Below are 17,233 nucleotides of genomic sequence, written 5' to 3' on the forward strand. Positions count from 1 at the left end.
ACCTCCTCAGCCCTTTTAATTATATATTTATAATAACGTTATATCAGTTATTATAGTTCAATATGTTACAAATATATTTTGTCTTACTGTGCCCGCACGGGCAGATGCTCTGCGCTCTGTCGACGCCAGCAACGATGTTCCGAGAGCGCTCTCGGGAAAGGGTATTTATCGAACGATGGTGTAAGTGGCCGCGTCCATGTACCTGACCAAGGATGAGGAAGCGCTGCTCTCGGGCGAGAAGGGAGAGGGGTCCAGGAAAGCGATGGAGCTGCTGGTCGCACTGGGCGACATATTCGAGGCCCCAAGGCTCATCCCGATATCCTCTGCCCACTTGTCAGGGGTCTCGTACAAGACCATCGCCGAGGGCGGCATTTCCTTCCTGGAAGAGCTGGCCGTCGACGCCAAGGTCAAGGTCCCTACTACTCTCAACCCTGCGGGCATGGACCGCGAGAAGTGGAAGGAGATGGGCATCTCCCCCCGGTTCGCCGACCGCCAACAGCACATCATAGAGTGCTACGAGGCCCTGGGCGTTACCGCGGACTGTTCATGCACCCCCTTCCTCAGCACTAACATCCCCAGGAAGGGGGATACGCTGGCGTGGGCGGAATCGAGCGCGTTGTCGTTCGCCAACTCCATGGTGGGGGCGAGGACCAACCGCGAAGGCGGTCCCGGGGCGCTCGCGGCGGCCATCGTCGGCAAGACCCCCGAGTACGGCCTGCACCTGGACGAGAACAGGAAGCCGTCGGTGGTCATCGACGTGGAGGTGGAGGACCCGGACCACTCGCTGCTCGGCCAGGCCGTCGGTTCGGTGGTGGGGAGCCGCATCCCGTACTTCAGGGGGATCCGCCCCGACACGGACCGGGCTAAGATGCTAGCCGCCGCAATGGCTGCGGCCGGCTCGGTGGCGCTGTTCCACATCGAAGGGGTGACCCCGGAAGCGGACCCCCGATCCATAAAGGGCCTGGAACACATCGCCATCGGAAAGAGGGAGCTGGAAGCGGCGCGCAACAAGCTCAACACCGGCAACGATCCTGAACTAATAGCTCTGGGATGCCCTCATCTCTCGGTGGAGGAGATGCGCTCCTTGGCGTCCAAGCTCAAGGGCCGGAAGCGCCGCGGGGACGCCGAGGTGTGGTTCTGCACCTCCCGGTGCACCGCTGCGAAGTGCCCGAAGGAGGTGGAGGTGCTGTCCCGCTTCGGCAACATCGTGTGCGATACCTGTATGATCGTCGCCCCGATAGAGGAGAGGTTCAAGACCACCGCCACCAACTCGGCGAAGGCCTGCAACTACCTGCCCACTCTATGCTCGCAGAAGGTTGTGTTCCGGGACACCGACGGCCTGCTGGAGCTGATATCATGATCTTCAAGGGGCGCGGGATATCCAAGGGCCGGGGCGAGGGGACGCTGGTCCTCAGCCATGATCCGGTGAGCTTCCTCGGCGGGGTGAACCCGGCGAGCGGGGCCCTCAGCGACCCGTCCATGGGCGGAAGGTCCGTCAAGGACCGGGTATTCGCCTTCCCGCGGGGGAAGGGCAGCACCGTGGGCTCCTACGTTTTCATGGAGATGAAGAGGCAGGGCACGCTGCCGAAGGCGATCATCAACTCGCTGGCGGAGCCCATCGTGGCCACCGGGGCGGTGATGTCGGGCGTTCCCCTGGTCGACAGGATCGATCTCTCCCTCCTCCGCGACGGCGACGAGGTCGTGGTGGACGGCAGCGAGGGCACCGTGGAGGTGCCAAAGGTCAAGGAGACCCATGTGGTCAGCTGCATAGTCAGGGATCGGGAGAAGATACTCATCCTTAAGCGGAGCGCCAAGGTCGGCACCTTCCGGGGCTTCTGGTCCGGCGTTAGCGGCTATGTCGAGGATGGCGAGACCCCCGACATCACGTCCAAGAAGGAGCTGTCCGAGGAGATAGGGTATCGCGCCGAGCCGGTGCGGCGGGGCGATCGTATCACCGTCCGCGATGGGGACATCATCTGGCACGTCCACCCCTATCTGTTCGAGGCCCATGATCTCGATGTCGAGATAGACTGGGAGCACACCGAGTACCGGTGGGTACTGCCGTGCGACATAAAAGAATACGAGACGGTCCCAGGGCTCGACAGGGTGCTGCGCGCCCTGGGGCTTTAAAAAGTTCAAAGGGTTACGTCAGCCTCTTTCTCCAGCAGGTTCAGCTCGTGGGCGTCCAGTGTCGAGGGGTTCAGGGACATCAGCAGCACTGAGCCGTTGACGGCGGCCTGGTCCTTGAGCGACTGTACGAACCTCAGGACGGTGAGGAAGTTGTTGTTGGTGATCAAGTACTCCAGGCCGTCCAGGAGAACGACCCCACCCTCCTTGCTCACGAACTGCTCCAGCGCGAAGTTGAGCTTCTCCAGGTCCTTGGGGGGCAGACTGTCCCCCTTGCCCACCGACGACAGCCAGATCATCGGCGTGTCGCCCAGGTTATATTTGGTCCTGATCTTGGCGGGATAGTCCCTGGTCACACAGAAGCCCTTCATGCCCTTGCTGAGAGCGTCGACGAACAGGGCGTAGGAGCGGTCATTCCTCTCTTCCTTGATCAGGTAGATCATGGACGGCTGCAGGCTCACGCCGTTCGCCGCCTTATTCCCTGCCTCCCGCCCCTCCTTGGGCGCAGGTTTGGGCGCTGCCGCCGGGGCGGGAGCGGGGGCCGCCTCCTGCCGGGTCGGCCCCTCACCGGAGAAAAAAACTACGATGCTCCGCGCGTCCGCCCGGGGCAGCCCCGGGATCGCCAGAAGATGCTGCTCTCCCATCTCCTTGAGGTCCTCGGGGCACTTCTTGCCCGCCTTCACCAAGGCGACGGCGCCCTCCTGAGAGACCCCCGGGATGGCGGTGAAGTTCTTCACGCGCTCTTTGAGGTGGAGCGAGGTCAGGGCGATGTCGACCTTCTGCTTCTCCACGTCCCAGCTGGCCGAGTGCTCTCCCTGGGGCTCCTCGACGAAGTCCATCTGCATGGTCCTGGTCTCCTTCATGATGTGCTCCTTCCACACCTTGAAGTACTCCTGGAAGGTGGCGGGGGCGCAGACCTCCGCCCGCACGAACTCCTCCACGTCCAGCTTCATATCCTTCCTCATCTGCTGGATGCGCCTGATCAGCTCGCGGGCGTAGCCCTCCGCCTCGATCTCCTCGTCCACGTTGAAGTCGATGTACATCTCGCCGCCGGGGAACTGCACCCCGATGACATTGTCCGGAAGCGTCGTTCCGAACGACACCATGTTCGGTTCTATCTTGACGAGCTGCCCCTCGATCCCGAGGTTGTAGTCGCCCTTGGCGATGGCCGCCCTCACGTCCTCGGCGGGGCGGTTCCTGAGCATCAGAGCGATCTTGGAGGCCCATTGGCGATACACCTTTCCGATGGCATTGGGATTGGGCTGGACCTCCAGCACCATCTCGTCCCAGTCCGTTCCCACGGGGATGTACTCCACCCTCTTGACGTTGCCCTGGGAGAGCAGGACGTCCTCCATGGGCTTTATGAGGTCCACGGCCTCGTGCGAATTGGCGCGGACCACGATGCGCTTCAGCGGCCATCTGAGCTTCACGTTCTTTTTCTGCCGCTCCTTGGTAATGTCCTCCACCAGCTCCTGCATCATCCTCATGGATGCTTCCAGCCGGTCGTCGATGAGGGAATGGTTTACCACCGGCCAGTCGGACATGTGCACCGTCTCCATCGAGCCGTCGAGGGCCTGATAGATCTCTTCGGTGATGTGCGGGCAGAAGGGAGCGAGCAGCTTGGTGGTGGTCATTATGGCGTCGTACAGCGTCTTGTACGCCGCGATCTTGTCCATGTCGGAGGATTCCGACCACATGCGATCGCGTATGAGCCTGACGTACCACCTGGACATGTCCTCCAAGATGAACTCCTCCAGGGCGCGGCAGGCCTTGTGCAGGTCGCAGGAGTTCAGGTTCCTGGTGACCTCTGACTTCAGCTTCTCGGTCCGCGACATCAGCCAGCGGTCCTCGGGGCGCAGGACGTCGCGGAGCGCGTTGGCGTCGACCGAGGACGGCTCGAACCGGTCAATGGACATGTACGTGGACGCGAAGTTGGCCACGTTCCACAGGATGTTGAGGGTCTTGCGGGCGTTCTTCACGCCCTCGTACTGGAAGGCAATGTCCTCCCACGGCGCGGACACCCGCATGAAGTAGAACCGCATGGCGTCGGCGCCGTACTCGGCGATGACCTTTCCCGGCTCGATGACATTGCCTTTGCTCTTGTGCATGGCCTGGCCCTGAGGGTCCAGCATCCACCCGTGCATGAGCACCGACTCGTAGGGGGCGCGGCCGAAGGCGATGGACGAAGAGCCGAGCTGCGAATAGAACCATCCCCTGGTCTGGTCATGGGCCTCGGTGATGAACCGGGCCGGCCACCAGCGCTGGAACTCCGCCTGGTTGCGCGGATAGCCCAGAGCGGCCCAGGAGGCCACCCCGGCGTCGAACCATACGTCCAGGACGTCGGGGACACGCTTCATGGCACCCCCGCACTTCTCGCACTTGAGGATGACGCCGTCGATCCAGGGCCGGTGCAGCTCCATGTCCTGGTGATACCCCTCGCAGCCCTGCAGCTCATCGGTCGAGCCGATAACCTTCATCTCGCCGCAGCTGCACTGCCACACTGGCAGGGGGATGCCCCAGTACCTCTGCCTGGAGATGCACCAGTCGCGGGCGTTGGAGGTCCAGTCGTACTCGCGGGACGAACCGGCCCAATCGGGGGTCCAGCGCACCTTGGAGATCTCGTCGAGCATGAGGTCCTTGACCTGGGTGACCCTGAGGTACCACTGGTCGGTGTTGCGGTACAATATGCCGGAATTGCACCTCCAGCAGTGGCCGTAGCGGTGCTCGATGTGCCCGGAGTGGAACATCAGGCCCTTGTTCTGGAGGTCCTCGATGATCTTGGGGTTCGCTTTCTTAACGAATATCCCGGCGTAGCGCTCGCCCACGTCGTCGACGAACTTTCCGCCTTCGTCTATCGGCGAATACGGCTCCAGGCCGAACTTCCTGCCCAGCTCGAAGTCCTCGGGACCGTGGCCAGGAGCGATGTGCACCAGCCCGGTCATGTCCGCCTCCACTGTAGTGGATGGGATGACCTTGTGCACGTTGGCGCCCTGCATCCGGCGCTGGGAGTCGACCTCCGCCTCCAGCGGCGGGAAGTATTCCTTGCCTACAAGATCGGCGCCCTCGAAGGTCTCCAGGACGTCGTATTCGTCCCAGTTGCCCAGCGAGCCTATGGCATCTATGAGGGACTCGAGGATGATGACGATGTCGGACTCCTTCCCCCCGTTCCGGAGGTAGCGCACCTTGGCATACTTTAGGTCGGGATGCGCCGCCACGGCCATGTTCGCCGGCAGCGTCCACGGGGTGGTGGTCCATACCAGGAGGGACACCCCCGCCTCCTGCTTCAAGGGGAACTTGACGTAGATGGAGGGATCTTTCTCCTCCCAGTATTCGATCTCCGCCTCGGCCAAAGCGGTCTCGCAGCGGGGGCACCAGGTGATGACCCGGTTCGATGATACCAGCAGTCCCTGGCCATGTGCCTTTTTGAGGGTCCACCACGCCGCCTCGATGTACGAGGGGGCGATGGTCATGTACGGCCTCTCCCAATCCATCCACACTCCGAGTTCCTTGAACTGCTCGGTCATTTTCTTCTGCATGCCCAGGGCATAGTCCTTGCAGGTGGAGACGAACCGGTCGATGCCGTACGCCTCGATGTCCTTCTTGCTCTTGATCCCTATGCTCTGTTCGACCTTCACTTCGATGGGAAGGCCGTGCATGTCGTAGCCTGGCTGGTCGCGGACATTGTGCTTCTGCATCCTCTTGAAGCGCACAACAGTGTCCTTGATGGTCTTGTTCCAGGCCGTGCCCAGATGAATGTAGCCAGTGGTGTACGGCGGGCCGTCCACGAAGTAGTAGTCGTTCCCGCTGGCCCGTAGGTCCTTGGTCTTCTTGTAAGCGTCAGTCTCGTTCCAGAACTGCTGAACCCTCTTTTCCAGTTCGGGAGGGCTATAGTTGGCTTGAACCTGCTTTATCATCGCTTGGTCCCCAACGCAGGTAATATGGTCGCCCTTTAAATGCCTAATGGTGTGGGTGAACGTACTGGCCACTATCTGCGAAGGCCCGGACGCCTCAGCCCCATCGGTCCAGGCTCGACTGGGACTTGGGCATGGCCGCCTCGGCCTTCTTGGGCTGTTTCTTCTTTCCTTCCAGGCGGTCGAGGGCCGAGTTCACCCGATCCTCCGAGAACTCGTGCTCCCGGCACATGAAGTCGATGATCTTGTCGCGGTCGGGCGGACGCCATTCGATCTTGTAGCCGTCCATGCGCTCGGTGCGCAGGAAGATATCCTTGATGCACTCATGTTCCGGGACCGTTTGCCCGATGGACTCCAGCGCTTTCTCCAGGGTGCCGTGCTCCTTGATCAGCTTGAGCCCCTTCTTCGGCCCGATGCCCCGGATGCCTTCGTTGTAGTCCGTGCCCATCAATATACACAGGTCGATGAGCTGCTCCCTGCTGACCAGTCCGTTGGCCTCCAGCACCTTTTCGAGTTCGACGATCTCGATGAAGATGTCCCGATACTCTTTGCTGCCGGGCATCTTCCTCCGCCCGGTGATGTTGAGGTTCCTGACGAGCCTGGGGGCGCCGAACAACAGGGAGTCGAAGTCCTGCGAGGACGCCGCCCACACGTCCCCCTTGAGGGACATGTACGCCGCCTGCGCCTCCCCCTCCTCGGGAGCCTGCACCACCGGGATGCCCATGTAGGTTAGCAGGATGCGCGACGACTCCACGATCTCGTTGCTGATCCGGGAGGACTGGGTGGCCTTGCATCGGGCCCTCTCGATGTCCCCCTCGCTCACCGCCCGCTTCCACTCCTCATGGGCCTGGCTCCTTCGTTCCGACCTCTCCGCCAGTGTCTGCGACTTCATCACGTGGGGCACCCCGTCGAACACGTAGGCCGGCTGGATACCTGCTTCCAGGAAGTTGATGTTGCGGTACAGTAGCCCGGTGAGCTGGGAGGTCGTCCGGCCCCGGGAATCCTTCAGCGGGGTTCCGTCCGGTCCCCTGATGATCGAGAGGAATTGGTATATGGCATTGTACGCGTCGATGGCCAAGGTCTTCCCGGAGAGGTCCTCCAGGTTCTTCCGCTCCACCGGCACGATGTCGGACAGGTTCACTCCCATGGCACGCTAACTAATAGCAGACATGGATTTAACATTATTTGAGACTGGGGCCGTCACTTCTTCTCTGGCTCATCCTGGAAGCGGGGCAGGTAGAACATCATGAGAGCGAGGAGCACCCAGACCAGGATCAGCATGACGATGCAGATGCTGGCGTGGAGCGCCAAGGCAATGGCCAGGAGGATGGCCGGGATGACGAACACTATCAGCAGGAGGAACCACCTGGTTCCCATGAATTTCAGGTTCAGCCTCATGTTTATGCGACCACAGGGAATTATTGGACGTGTTTATAATAAGTATCGTTGAGCATCGCCAGAAAACCCACCTTCTCAAAGGTGACAACGATGAGCGCAAGCAGCAGAATAGCGTTGCACAATAGGATGCTCCGCACCATCACGACACATTATGGAACGCGCCGCTGAGCTCGTTGAGACGGTCAGCGCGCCAGCGAGGCGCATCGGCGTGTCTTGGATCGATAGAATGGGACGGCATTCAGCTGCGTTCAGTGCGGGTTCATGCTCGATGCAGATCTGAACGCCAGCAGGAACATCGCCTCCTTCTCCACGCGAGCCGATGGCAGGCTCCGCGTCAGCGGGTCGAACGCGGTGGATGATGGTCGAGCTCAGCTGCATGCTCACGAACGAGTTCGTGAGCGGCTACCTACTTTTCCAATACAATGGGGGCGCCGGCCTCTACGCACGATCCATGGCCTTCCACCGCTGCATTTCTCTGCCCATGTCGGGCGCCTTGAACAGCGCGCTGCCGGCGGCTAGGGCCGTGGCGCCCTCCTTCACGCACAGCTTGCCGGTGTCGTAGTTGATGCCCCCGTCTATCTCGATCTCCGCCTTGTTGCCTATCTCATCGAAGTACTCGCGGGCCAAGGCGATCTTGGGCACCACCTCGGGCATGAACGATTGTCCCCCGAAGCCGGGGTGAACGGTCATTATCAGGAGGAGGTCGACCTTGTCAAGATAGGGGACCACATGATCGAACGGGGTCTCCGGGTTGAGGGAGAGGCCCGCCTTCTTCCCCAGCGCGTGTATGCGGTCCAGTGTTTCCGAGACATGACGCGACGCTTCCACATGGATGGTGATGTAGTCGGCCCCGGCCTTGGCAAAATCCTCCACGTACTTCTCCGGCTCCCTGATCATCAGGTGGACATCGAAGGGGAGCTTGGTATGCGGCCGGAGGTGCTGGACGACCATAGGTCCGATGGTGATGTTGGGGACGAAAACACCGTCCATGACGTCGACGTGCACCCAGTCTGCGCCTTCCCTCTCCACGCGGCGAACCTCCTCCCCCAGCCTGCTGAAGTCGGCCGACAGTATCGAAGGGGCGACTTTTATCATATGCGGAAGGAAAAAGGTACATGCTAATTAATGTTCGTTTTATAGTGGCGCACGGTCGGTTGGGAAGGCATGCAGAAAAGTCTTATAGGAGAAAACAGGGATGGGGAGTCCATGCCCGAGGACAAGTGTGGTATCGACGGGTGCAGCGCGCCTGCGGTGAGGTCCTACTCCAAGAAAGCCTGCGAGGGCGCCGGTCTGAAGCCCGCTGACGAGAACGCTAAAAGGGTGCACGTGTGCAAGGAACACAACAAGGCGTTCAAGAAGGCCACCAAGGTGGACCGCAAGCTGGAGTCCCTGGGGCGCTGAGACCGCTCTTTCTGCTGGCCGAGAGCCTTTAAGTTCTTTTCTGGCAACTGACAAATAGTGCCCTCTCCAAGGCTCTCCCGGAGGGACAACGGTGCCCATGAAAAGCGTTAGCGAGAAGAGGGAGCGCCAGTACGAGGAGATCAAGGTTTCGGAGATGGAGCGCGGGCGTTCGGAAGAGGACGCCGAGCGCATCGCTGCGGCCACCGTCAACAAACAGCGGAAAGAGAGCGGGGAGACCGAGGAGCAGAAGGGCCGCTGAAGCAGAAACCATTAATCGCCCGAAAATTATGGACCATATGTGCAACTGACATTCCTGGGGACCGGAGGGGGGCTGCCCTCTCCGCAGAGGGGCGTTAGCGCCATCGCCCTGCAGATCGGCAGGGATGTGCTACTGTTCGATTGCGGAGAAGGGACCCAGAGGCAGTTCATGCTCTCCCCGGTCTCGTTCATGAAGGTGTCCAGCATCTTCATCTCTCACTTCCACGGGGACCACTTCCTTGGCCTCCCTGGGCTCATCCAATCGATGAACTTTTCCGGCCGGGACAGCGCCCTGGACATCTACGGGCCCCGGGGCATGATCGAGCTCGCCGCCACCGTAGCCACACTGGGTGATTTCACCCCCTCCTTCCCCATCCGCGCCGGGGAGATGCAGGGGGGCGACGCCGTGGACTTCGGACCGTACACGGTGACCGCGCTGGAGAGCGAGCACACCATCCCCTCCCTGTCCTTCGTAATCGAGGAGAAGCCCCGGAGGGGCAGGTTCCTCATCGACCGGGCCAAGGAGCTGGGCGTTCCCGAGGGCCCCATGTTCAGCCGGCTCCAGTCCGGCAATGCCGTCACGGTGAAGGGGAAGACCATCGAGCCGAGCATGGTTCTCGGGCCTCCCAGGAAGGGGCGCAAGGTCGTGATCTCAGGGGACACCCGCCCCACCCAGGCCATCATCGAAGCGGCCACGGGAGCGGAGGTGCTGGTGCATGAGGCCACCATGGACCACTCCCTTCAGGAGGGGGCGAGGGAGTACGGTCACTCCACCGCCCGGGAGGCTGCGGAGGTGGCCAAGGCCGCGGGGGTCGGCCTCCTTATCCTCACGCATATATCCAACCGCTATGACGACGCTTCGATACTGGAGAAGGAAGCTCAGGAGACCTTTCCCCATACCGTCGTGGCCACAGACCTGATGTCCCTGCCGGTGCGCATGGGCGGGAAGGGTCCCCCGGGTGTGAACCTCCCGGGCGGGCCGGGTCCGCGGTAACGAGATCGCGGATCGCATCCGCCGATCTGCATTAACGAGACGGCTCATCATCATCTTTATGTGACAGCACTAGGTTTAGGGTATCCGAAATAGTGGGGGGTGATGCACTTGGGCGTCGTAAGGGATCTCTATCAAAATACACGCAAGCCGCAAGGCATGAGCGGCAGGATGATGCTGTCCATGATGGGCATCGCGCACAAAAAGGTCTCCCTGTGGGGGCTCTCGCATATTCAAGTACCGTCCCGATCCGAGGTCCTGGACATAGGGTGCGGAGGGGGCAAGAACATCTCATACTTGCTGAGCATGTCTGAGGGCAGCAAGGTGTACGGCGCGGACTACTCTGCCGAAAGCGTCAGCAAATCCAAGAGGACGAACAAGAAAGCGATCCATCAGGGGCGCGTGGAGATCGTGCAGGCCAGCGTTTCCTCTCTCCCCTTCGATGGCGGAAAGTTCGATGTCGTTACCGCTTTCGAGACCGTCTACTTCTGGCCGGACCTTTTGAGCGATCTCAAAGAGGTGCGGCGGGTGATGAAGAGCGGCGGCACGATCCTCATCTGCAACGAAGCCTCCCGGCCGGAAGGCTTCGAGAATTGGACGGACCGGATCGACATGACGATATATACCGGGGCCGAGCTGTCCAGAACGCTGTCCGAGGCGGGTTTTCGTGACATCTCCGCCCGTGAGCACGAGAACGGGAAATGGCTCTGCGTGACCGCAACGGCCCGTTAGGCATGGCCCTTATCACGCCAAGCGATTTCCTGGCGGGGGTTATTTATCACATGCGCCCCCTAGTTCAAGGAGCGTTTCGGAGGGGCCCATGGTAGAAAGGAACATCGCCGTGGACTGGTCGGACAGGGTGCCGGCCTCCAAAGGGCGGGTGGAGCTGGTGGAGAGGAAAGGTGTCGGCCACCCTGACAGCATCGCCGACGGGATCGCCGAGGCAGTGTCCCAGGAGCTGTGCAAGATGTATATGGCCGAGTGCGGCGGGAACATCCTGCACTTCAACGTGGACCAGAACGAGGTCTCCGGCGGGCAATCGGCCCCCTCCTGGGGCGGAGGGGACGTCCTCGAGCCCGCGTACGTTATGATCCTCGGCCGGGCCGTGGATGAAGTGGTGTATGAGGGATGCCAGCGGGTCCGGCTCCCGGTGCGCAGGACCGCGGTGGAGGCGGCCCGGAGGTACCTCCGCAAGAACTTCCATGATCCCGAGCTGTCCCAGCTGCACGGCATCGACATCGACCTGGACACCATCATCGACTGCCGCGTCGGCAGGGGAAGCCAGGACCTGCTGAGGAACTTCGACAAGGACGAGGCCGAGTGCCGGTCCGACGGGACATCGAGCACCTGCCGGCCGGCCAACGACACTTCCTTCGGGGTGGGATCCGCCCCCCGGACGGAGACGGAAGAGCTGGTGCTCGGGATCGAGCATTTCATCAACGGGGAGATGAGGTCCAGAAGGGGGATGGCCGCCGCCGGCAAGGACGTCAAGGTGATGGCCGCGCGGGACGGGAACGATATCTCCCTGACCATCGCCTGCGCCATGATATCGTCGAGGGTGGCGAACGCGGCGGAGTACCGGAGCCTCATGGAGGAGATGAAGGCCCTCATAAGAGACCGTTGTTGCGAGCACACCGAGCACAATGTGGACATCACCCTCAACCATGCCGACCACCTCGAGAGCGAGGACGCCAGCGATTACTACCTGACCGTGACCGGGCTGTCCATGGAGAACGGTGACGACGGCTCGGTGGGGAGGGGGAACAGGGTCAACGGCCTCATCACCCCCTTCCGGCCGATGAGCATGGAGGCGGCTTCGGGAAAGAACCCGGTGACCCACGTGGGCAAGCTGTACAACGTGCTGGCGAACGAGATCGCCAACGCCATTGCCGATGAAGCGGGCGAGGAGCTGTCGGAGGTCAGGGTGCGGCTGATGTCGCAGATCGGCAGCCCCATCGACCAACCCGCCCTGGCGAGCATCGATCTCATAGTTCCAGACGAGATGCTGTACCGGCGATGGGAGCGGCGGGCCAGGGAGATCACCGACGCCCAGCTGGCGGACATCGGAGGGCTCACTCGTCGTATGGTAAGCGGCGAGGTCCCCACGTTCTGACGTCGAGCATTCGGACGACCATATTATAGTGATCGCATAAAATCGCCCAACGCGCAGCCGAGCACGGTCGGTCCCGCGCCATCAGCCAGTGAGGGACATGTTTAAATGGTGAAATGACGGTAATCTGAAGTGATGAAGCTCATCGAACGGCCCAAATATGGCCCCTTGTACCGTTTCAGCGACTATCACGTCTACAAGACGCTCTCCATGCTTTCGGACGGCCGCAGGAAGGGACGCAAGCAGCTCTCTGACCGCATCGGGGTGGGCGAGGGCAGCATGCGCACGATAATCGAGTACCTTCGGGAGGAAGACCTGGTCGACGTCAAGCAGACCGGGATCAAGATCAGCAAGAAGGGACAGGAGTTCTTCGGCAAGCTCCCCCTTCAGATATACACCTTGGACTCCGAGGACATGACCCTGGGCCAGAGCTCGGTGGCGGTGCAGGTCAAGGGGATGGGCTACAAGATCAAGTCGGGGATGGAGCAGCGCGACCAGGCCATAATGGCGGGGGCCGAGGGGGCCACCACTGTGGTGGTAAAGGGCGACAAGCTGATCATCCCGGTGGATTTCGATCTGGATAAGGATCGGCCGGAGGCCGCGGGGTCCATCCGCAGGCTGTTCGACCTCAACGACGGGGACGTCATCATCATAGGCACCTCCGCCGACCTTCAGCGGGCCGAAGAGGGCGCGCTGGCCGCGGCCTTCGAGCTCCTGTAGGTCTATTCCCCGTCAAAGAGCTTCCCGAGGATCTGGGGGTCGGAGGTCTCCTCCAGGCACTCCTTTTCCGTGCATACCTGGACCACCGCCTTCCCGTTCTTCATCTCGTGCCCCCGCACCAGCGGCGAGATCTTGCGCACCAGCCCGTCCCCCGGCCGTGGCTCGTTCAGCAGCACCACCTTGTTGGGCACGAACTTCGAATCGACCTCGCGCAGGAGCCTGCCGGTATCCTCCGCTCCCCTCTTGCCGGACACCACCACTGAGTAGGAGGGGCCTATGCGAAAGTCCACCGCGTTGAGGAAGGCGGTATGGGCCTCCGGCGCTCTGGCGACCCCCGCCGAGAACGCCCTGATGGTACTTTCCGCCTTGTCCCTCAGGTCGGCGGCCTCGGTGATCCTCGCCAGGACCAGGAGGTCCATGAGGGCCATGGAGTTCCCTGACGGGGTGGCGCCGTCGTAGAAGTCCTTCCTGCGGTGCACCACGTCGGGCGCGCCATCGGCGGTCATGAAGAACCCTCCCTTGGCGGGGTCCCAGAATCGGTCGATCATGCTCTTGGAAATGTCCAGCGCCGCCTCCAGCCATCCCTGGTCCAGGTCGGCCTGGTACAGCTCCAGCAGGCCCCATGCCAGGAAGGCGTGGTCCTCCAGGAACCCTCCCACGCCGCCGTTGCCTCTCTGCACGTGCAGGAGCGACCCGTCCGGGCGCCTCATGGTCGATAGGATATCGTCCGCCGCTTTGGCCGCCGCATCCACGTACCCGCGCTCTCCAAGCGCCGCCCCGGCCCGGGCGAACGCCCCGATCATCAGGCCGTTCCAGTCCGTCATCACCTTGTCGTCCTTGAACGGCCGTGCCCTTTCCCCTCTGGCGGCAAGGAGCTTGGACCTGACACCCTCCAGGCGCTGATCTCCCGGCGATGCGCCGGCGGACAGGCGCAGCACGTTCTTGCCCTGCTTGAGGCGCTTTTCTCCCTCCGCCATGTTGCCTTGCTCGCTGATGCCGAATAGCTTCCTGGCCAGATCCAACTCCCCGGGGCTGAGCACTCTGGCCGCTTCGTCCTCGCGCCAGACGTAGAACTTTCCCTCCTCACCCTCGCTGTCGGCATCTTCCGCCGAGTAGAACGCCCCCCCGGGTGAGGTCATGTCCCGGAGGACATAGTCCAGCACTTCCCTGGCGGTGCGGGCATGGGCCTCTTTGCCGGTCGCTTGCCACGCCTCCACGTACGCCACCGCCAGCAGGGCCTGGTCGTACAGCATCTTCTCGAAGTGGGGGACCAGCCACTCCCGGTCCGTGGAATAACGGTGGAACCCCCCGCCCAGCTGGTCGAAGATGCCGCCCGCCCTCATCATCTCCAGGGTCTTGTCTGCCATGCTCAGCGACTTTTTATCCCCGGTGCGGCGCCAGTGCCGCAGCAGCAGGGTCATGGCATGCGGGGTGGGGAACTTGGGCGGGGGACCGAAGCCCCCGAAGGCGGGGTCGAACCCCGCCCCCAGCCGGGCGGCTGCGTTGGCCTGCACTTCGGCATCGATCACCCCGCCCTCGGCAGGGCCGCCTAGATCTTGCTGCATGATGTTCATAACGTCCCGGGAGGCCTTGTCGATCTCGCTGCGACGGGTCTTCCAGAAATCGGACACCGTTCCCAGGACGTCCATGAGCCCGGGGATGCCGTGGCCGGCGTTCTTGGGGAGATAGGTGCCGGCGAAGAACGGCTTCTTGTCCGGGGTCATGATGATGGTGAGCGGCCATCCCCCTCTCCCAGTGAGGAGCTGGGCCGTCATCATGTAAGTGTTGTCGATGTCCGGCCGCTCCTCCCGGTCCACCTTGACGGGGACGAAAGAGGCGTTGATGGCCTTGGCTACATCCTCGTCCTGGAACGATTCCTCGGCCATGACATGGCACCAGTGGCAGGAGGAATAGCCGATGGAGAGGAAGATGGGCTTGTCCTCCCTCTCGGCCTTCTGGAAGGCTTCCTCGCCCCAAGGGTACCAGTCAACGGGGTTGTCGGAGTGCTGCCGGAGGTAGGGGCTCCGCTCCTCGGCCAGCCGGTTCTTGCGTCCGGCGGCCTTCTGGACCGTCTTATCCTCGTCCATGGCTGCTCACGATGATTAGCGCACCGACTGGTATTTCAAGGAAATGCTCGCTAGAGCTGCTAAAAATTAACGGGGGGAGGGAACTCCCCATCCCCCCAATTCTCTCCTCCTATAGCCTCCCCGAGAGGGAAAGCCTCTCGGACCCACATGCCATTATATTGGGCGGATTTTGTTATTCGAACCTGGATTATATAACAGTACCTGACGGCCGTAGTCAGGGAAAAGGAAAAATGAAGGGGAGGCTCGAAAGCCTCGTTGGTCCAGATGAGCTTACCAGTTCTCCAGGATGCTGGGGATGGTCCGCTCGGCCATCTGGTCGAAGGTCTCTATCCCCGTGACCCTGGCGGCCTCGTCGCTCAGGGAGGCGATGTCGTCCCTCCCCAGGAGGTTCAGTTTGAACCTCCTCGATCCCGCCATCAGCTGCTTCAGACCCTCGCCGATGCGGTCGTTGAGGTAGGTGTTCAGCCCCACCGCTCCCCATGGGATGTCCCTCCCCACCTTCTTCTCGGGGAACCTGCTCTGGACCTCCGCCGCCTTGACGAAGAACTGGGCGGGGTCCGCGGAGTACTGATCGGAGAACGACCGGGGCAGCTTGCCGCTCTCGGCCAGCCGAGCGAAGTACTGGGACTTCATGACCGCGGTGATCGGTGCGCGCGCCATCGCCACAGCCTTCACCAGGGGGCCGTCGCCGATATTGCTCATGGCCATGGCCTTGAACATCTGGCTCTCGTTGGTGAAGCCGCCCGCGAAGCAAATGTCGGGGACGAACCGCCCCTGCTTCCTGAGTATCTTGGCGGCCATGATCACCTGCGCTTCCAGGTGCACGGTGGGCGTAGACATCTCGTTCATCATGGGGACCGGGCTCATTCCGGTGCCTCCCCCTGCGCCGTCGAAGGTGAGGAGGTCGATCTTCGCCTCGGAGGCGGCCTTCATGGTGAACGCCACCACCTCGGGGCGGTACGCCCCGGTCTTGAGGAACACGTACTTGGCCCCCTGCTCACGAAGCTTCTCCACGTCCTCGACGAAGCCCCGGTGCTCCGGGAACCCTACCCTGCTGTGCCTCTCGAAGGTCTTGAACCCTCCGACCTTGAAGGAGGCCTGCACCGCGGGGTCCTCGGGGTCCGGGACCACCAGATAGCCGCGCTTCTTGAGCTCCAGGGCCCGCTCCAGGGTCTTAAGGCGAACCTCTCCTCCGATGGCCTTGGCGCCCTGTCCCCACTTCCGCTCGATAATGTTCACCTCGAGCTTGGACAGCGCGTACTGGTCGACCCCGGCCCGCTGGTCCTCCACGTTGGTCTGCACGGCGATATCCCCATGCTTCCCGTCCCAGAGCTCGCGGAAGAGGGCGATCCTCGATTCCATGTCCGGGGACCTGGTGACCTTGCCCTGGGAGTACGTCGACTCGTGGTCCATCCCACAGACGTTCTCTCCCACAGTCTCGATGATGCCCGAGAGGGCGGCCCCCTTAGCCAGCCCTTCCCAGTTCCTCTTGGCCACTTCAGTGGAGCCAAGCCCGGCAATGACCACGGGCACCTTCAGCTTGATGGGCTTCTTGGAGCGGGTGGCGACCTCCGTCGTCACGTCAGCGTTCTCGAAGAAGGCCTTGTCAGAGCTGGGCTCCACGCCTCTGGCGCCGATGAGCTCGGCCAGGATCTGGAAGTGCGACCAGTCTAGCAGAAAGTCCTTGTTGGACGCCGCCGTGCTTTGGCCGAAGTACTCGTTGCTGGGATACAGTACTTCCCTGCCGCGGAAGGCGGATTTCCCAACCTCACATACCACGGCGCATTCCTCTATGCAAAGAGGGCACATCCCGGATACCGGGCTGATGTCCTCCACCCTACATTTGGTTCCTGTCGTAGATCTCGCGTTCTCAATACATATCATAGCATCATCCTCGAATCCAAAAAATCCGTGACCTGCTATCGCCGGTGGGATATCGTGGACATATTGATAATAATTTGCCCCTATGGTGGCCATCTCGCTACTCGAACGGCCCCACAGAAACAGTTTTATCGCAGCAGACTTTCACTTGGTCCATGGCTGTCGCTCAAAAGAAGCAATCCCTGACAGGGCTCGGACTGGCCTTAGGCATGGTCGCCGGCTTGTTCTTCGGAGCCGTCCTGTCCCTCATCACTCAGGACCCCATCAACTATGTCCTGGTGGCCGTCGGTGCGATGTTCGGCCTGGCCATAGGCGCCATGCTGGACAGGAAGGAAAGGAGCGGCTGAGA

At 61.8% G+C, this 17,233-nt stretch carries 14 protein-coding genes and 2 pseudogenes; 10 read left to right on the top strand and 6 right to left on the bottom strand.

Annotated elements, in window-relative coordinates:
- Positions 1-196 precede the first annotated feature (196 nt).
- The 3 genes and pseudogenes from WYS_RS03835 to WYS_RS16610 all read left to right on the top strand — a co-directional run.
- Positions 197-1,360, top strand: coding sequence for an aconitase X (locus WYS_RS03835; RefSeq protein WP_019176840.1), 1,164 nt, complete (start codon positions 197-199; stop codon positions 1,358-1,360).
- Positions 1,357-1,734, top strand: a pseudogene (locus WYS_RS16605) (aconitase X swivel domain-containing protein); the annotation flags it as partial. The gene WYS_RS03835 and the pseudogene WYS_RS16605, both read left to right, overlap by 4 nt.
- A gap of 33 nt (positions 1,735-1,767) precedes the next feature.
- Positions 1,768-2,130 (top strand): annotated as a pseudogene (locus WYS_RS16610) (NUDIX domain-containing protein); the annotation flags it as partial.
- A gap of 5 nt (positions 2,131-2,135) precedes the next feature.
- Here the strand turns inward: WYS_RS16610 and ileS are convergent.
- From ileS to rpe, 4 genes are all read right to left on the bottom strand, one after another.
- Entirely contained in the window at positions 2,136-6,041 is a 3,906-nt protein-coding gene (ileS, locus tag WYS_RS03845; RefSeq protein ID WP_019176842.1) for an isoleucine--tRNA ligase, read from the bottom strand.
- A gap of 94 nt (positions 6,042-6,135) precedes the next feature.
- Complete coding sequence (fen, locus tag WYS_RS03850) at positions 6,136-7,185, bottom strand: flap endonuclease-1 (RefSeq protein WP_019176843.1); 1,050 nt, start codon at positions 7,183-7,185, stop codon at positions 6,136-6,138.
- Positions 7,186-7,238: 53 nt separating this feature from the next.
- A complete protein-coding gene (locus WYS_RS03855; RefSeq protein WP_019176844.1) occupies positions 7,239-7,436 on the bottom strand; it encodes a hypothetical protein in 198 nt (65 codons plus the stop codon).
- A gap of 438 nt (positions 7,437-7,874) precedes the next feature.
- Positions 7,875-8,531 (bottom strand): ribulose-phosphate 3-epimerase, encoded by a 657-nt coding sequence (rpe, locus tag WYS_RS03865; RefSeq protein ID WP_019176846.1) that lies wholly within the window; start codon positions 8,529-8,531, stop codon positions 7,875-7,877.
- 111 nt (positions 8,532-8,642) lie between these two features.
- Here rpe and WYS_RS03870 point away from each other — a divergent pair, with 111 nt between their 5' ends.
- From WYS_RS03870 to WYS_RS03895, 6 genes are all read left to right on the top strand, one after another.
- Complete coding sequence (locus WYS_RS03870; RefSeq protein WP_026068774.1) at positions 8,643-8,837, top strand: hypothetical protein; 195 nt, start codon at positions 8,643-8,645, stop codon at positions 8,835-8,837.
- Positions 8,838-8,928: 91 nt separating this feature from the next.
- Positions 8,929-9,096, top strand: coding sequence for a hypothetical protein (locus tag WYS_RS16300; RefSeq protein ID WP_019176848.1), 168 nt, complete (start codon positions 8,929-8,931; stop codon positions 9,094-9,096).
- A 39-nt stretch (positions 9,097-9,135) separates the two neighbouring features.
- Complete coding sequence (gene rnz / locus WYS_RS14250) at positions 9,136-10,089, top strand: ribonuclease Z (RefSeq protein WP_019176849.1); 954 nt, start codon at positions 9,136-9,138, stop codon at positions 10,087-10,089.
- A gap of 108 nt (positions 10,090-10,197) precedes the next feature.
- Positions 10,198-10,818 (top strand): class I SAM-dependent methyltransferase, encoded by a 621-nt coding sequence (locus WYS_RS03885; RefSeq protein WP_236993892.1) that lies wholly within the window; start codon positions 10,198-10,200, stop codon positions 10,816-10,818.
- 88 nt (positions 10,819-10,906) lie between these two features.
- Complete coding sequence (locus tag WYS_RS03890; RefSeq protein WP_019176851.1) at positions 10,907-12,199, top strand: methionine adenosyltransferase; 1,293 nt, start codon at positions 10,907-10,909, stop codon at positions 12,197-12,199.
- A 132-nt stretch (positions 12,200-12,331) separates the two neighbouring features.
- Complete coding sequence (locus WYS_RS03895) at positions 12,332-12,916, top strand: DUF4443 domain-containing protein (protein WP_019176852.1); 585 nt, start codon at positions 12,332-12,334, stop codon at positions 12,914-12,916.
- A 2-nt stretch (positions 12,917-12,918) separates the two neighbouring features.
- On the opposite strand, the gene WYS_RS03900 is transcribed toward WYS_RS03895, so the two are convergent.
- Together WYS_RS03900 and WYS_RS03905 are read right to left on the bottom strand one after the other, a co-directional pair.
- Positions 12,919-15,003 (bottom strand): thioredoxin domain-containing protein, encoded by a 2,085-nt coding sequence (locus WYS_RS03900; RefSeq protein WP_019176853.1) that lies wholly within the window; start codon positions 15,001-15,003, stop codon positions 12,919-12,921.
- A gap of 270 nt (positions 15,004-15,273) precedes the next feature.
- Complete coding sequence (locus tag WYS_RS03905) at positions 15,274-16,887, bottom strand: glutamate synthase-related protein (RefSeq protein ID WP_026068779.1); 1,614 nt, start codon at positions 16,885-16,887, stop codon at positions 15,274-15,276.
- A 152-nt stretch (positions 16,888-17,039) separates the two neighbouring features.
- Between WYS_RS03905 and WYS_RS03910 the strand changes: the two genes are divergently transcribed.
- Positions 17,040-17,231, top strand: a complete 192-nt coding sequence (locus tag WYS_RS03910; RefSeq protein WP_019176855.1) for a hypothetical protein — start codon at positions 17,040-17,042, stop codon at positions 17,229-17,231.
- Positions 17,232-17,233: the final 2 nt, after the last annotated feature.

The sequence above is a fragment of the Methanomassiliicoccus luminyensis B10 genome (assembly GCF_000308215.1).
Taxonomy (GTDB): Archaea; Thermoplasmatota; Thermoplasmata; order Methanomassiliicoccales; family Methanomassiliicoccaceae; genus Methanomassiliicoccus; species Methanomassiliicoccus luminyensis.

Excerpts from the sequence above, each read along its gene's own strand:
- ileS (WP_019176842.1), bottom strand. The coding sequence starts at position 6,041 with ATGATAAAGCAGGTTCAAGCCAACTATAGCCCTCCCGAACTGGAAAAG.
- WYS_RS03900 (WP_019176853.1), bottom strand. The coding sequence starts at position 15,003 with ATGGACGAGGATAAGACGGTCCAGAAGGCCGCCGGACGCAAGAACCGG.
- WYS_RS03890 (WP_019176851.1), top strand. The coding sequence starts at position 10,907 with ATGGTAGAAAGGAACATCGCCGTGGACTGGTCGGACAGGGTGCCGGCC.
- WYS_RS03870 (WP_026068774.1), top strand. The coding sequence starts at position 8,643 with ATGCCCGAGGACAAGTGTGGTATCGACGGGTGCAGCGCGCCTGCGGTG.
- WYS_RS03910 (WP_019176855.1), top strand. The coding sequence starts at position 17,040 with ATGGCTGTCGCTCAAAAGAAGCAATCCCTGACAGGGCTCGGACTGGCC.
- fen (WP_019176843.1), bottom strand. The coding sequence starts at position 7,185 with ATGGGAGTGAACCTGTCCGACATCGTGCCGGTGGAGCGGAAGAACCTG.
- WYS_RS03905 (WP_026068779.1), bottom strand. The coding sequence starts at position 16,887 with ATGATATGTATTGAGAACGCGAGATCTACGACAGGAACCAAATGTAGG.
- WYS_RS03835 (WP_019176840.1), top strand. The coding sequence starts at position 197 with ATGTACCTGACCAAGGATGAGGAAGCGCTGCTCTCGGGCGAGAAGGGA.
- WYS_RS03855 (WP_019176844.1), bottom strand. The coding sequence starts at position 7,436 with ATGAGGCTGAACCTGAAATTCATGGGAACCAGGTGGTTCCTCCTGCTG.
- WYS_RS03895 (WP_019176852.1), top strand. The coding sequence starts at position 12,332 with ATGAAGCTCATCGAACGGCCCAAATATGGCCCCTTGTACCGTTTCAGC.
- rpe (WP_019176846.1), bottom strand. The coding sequence starts at position 8,531 with ATGATAAAAGTCGCCCCTTCGATACTGTCGGCCGACTTCAGCAGGCTG.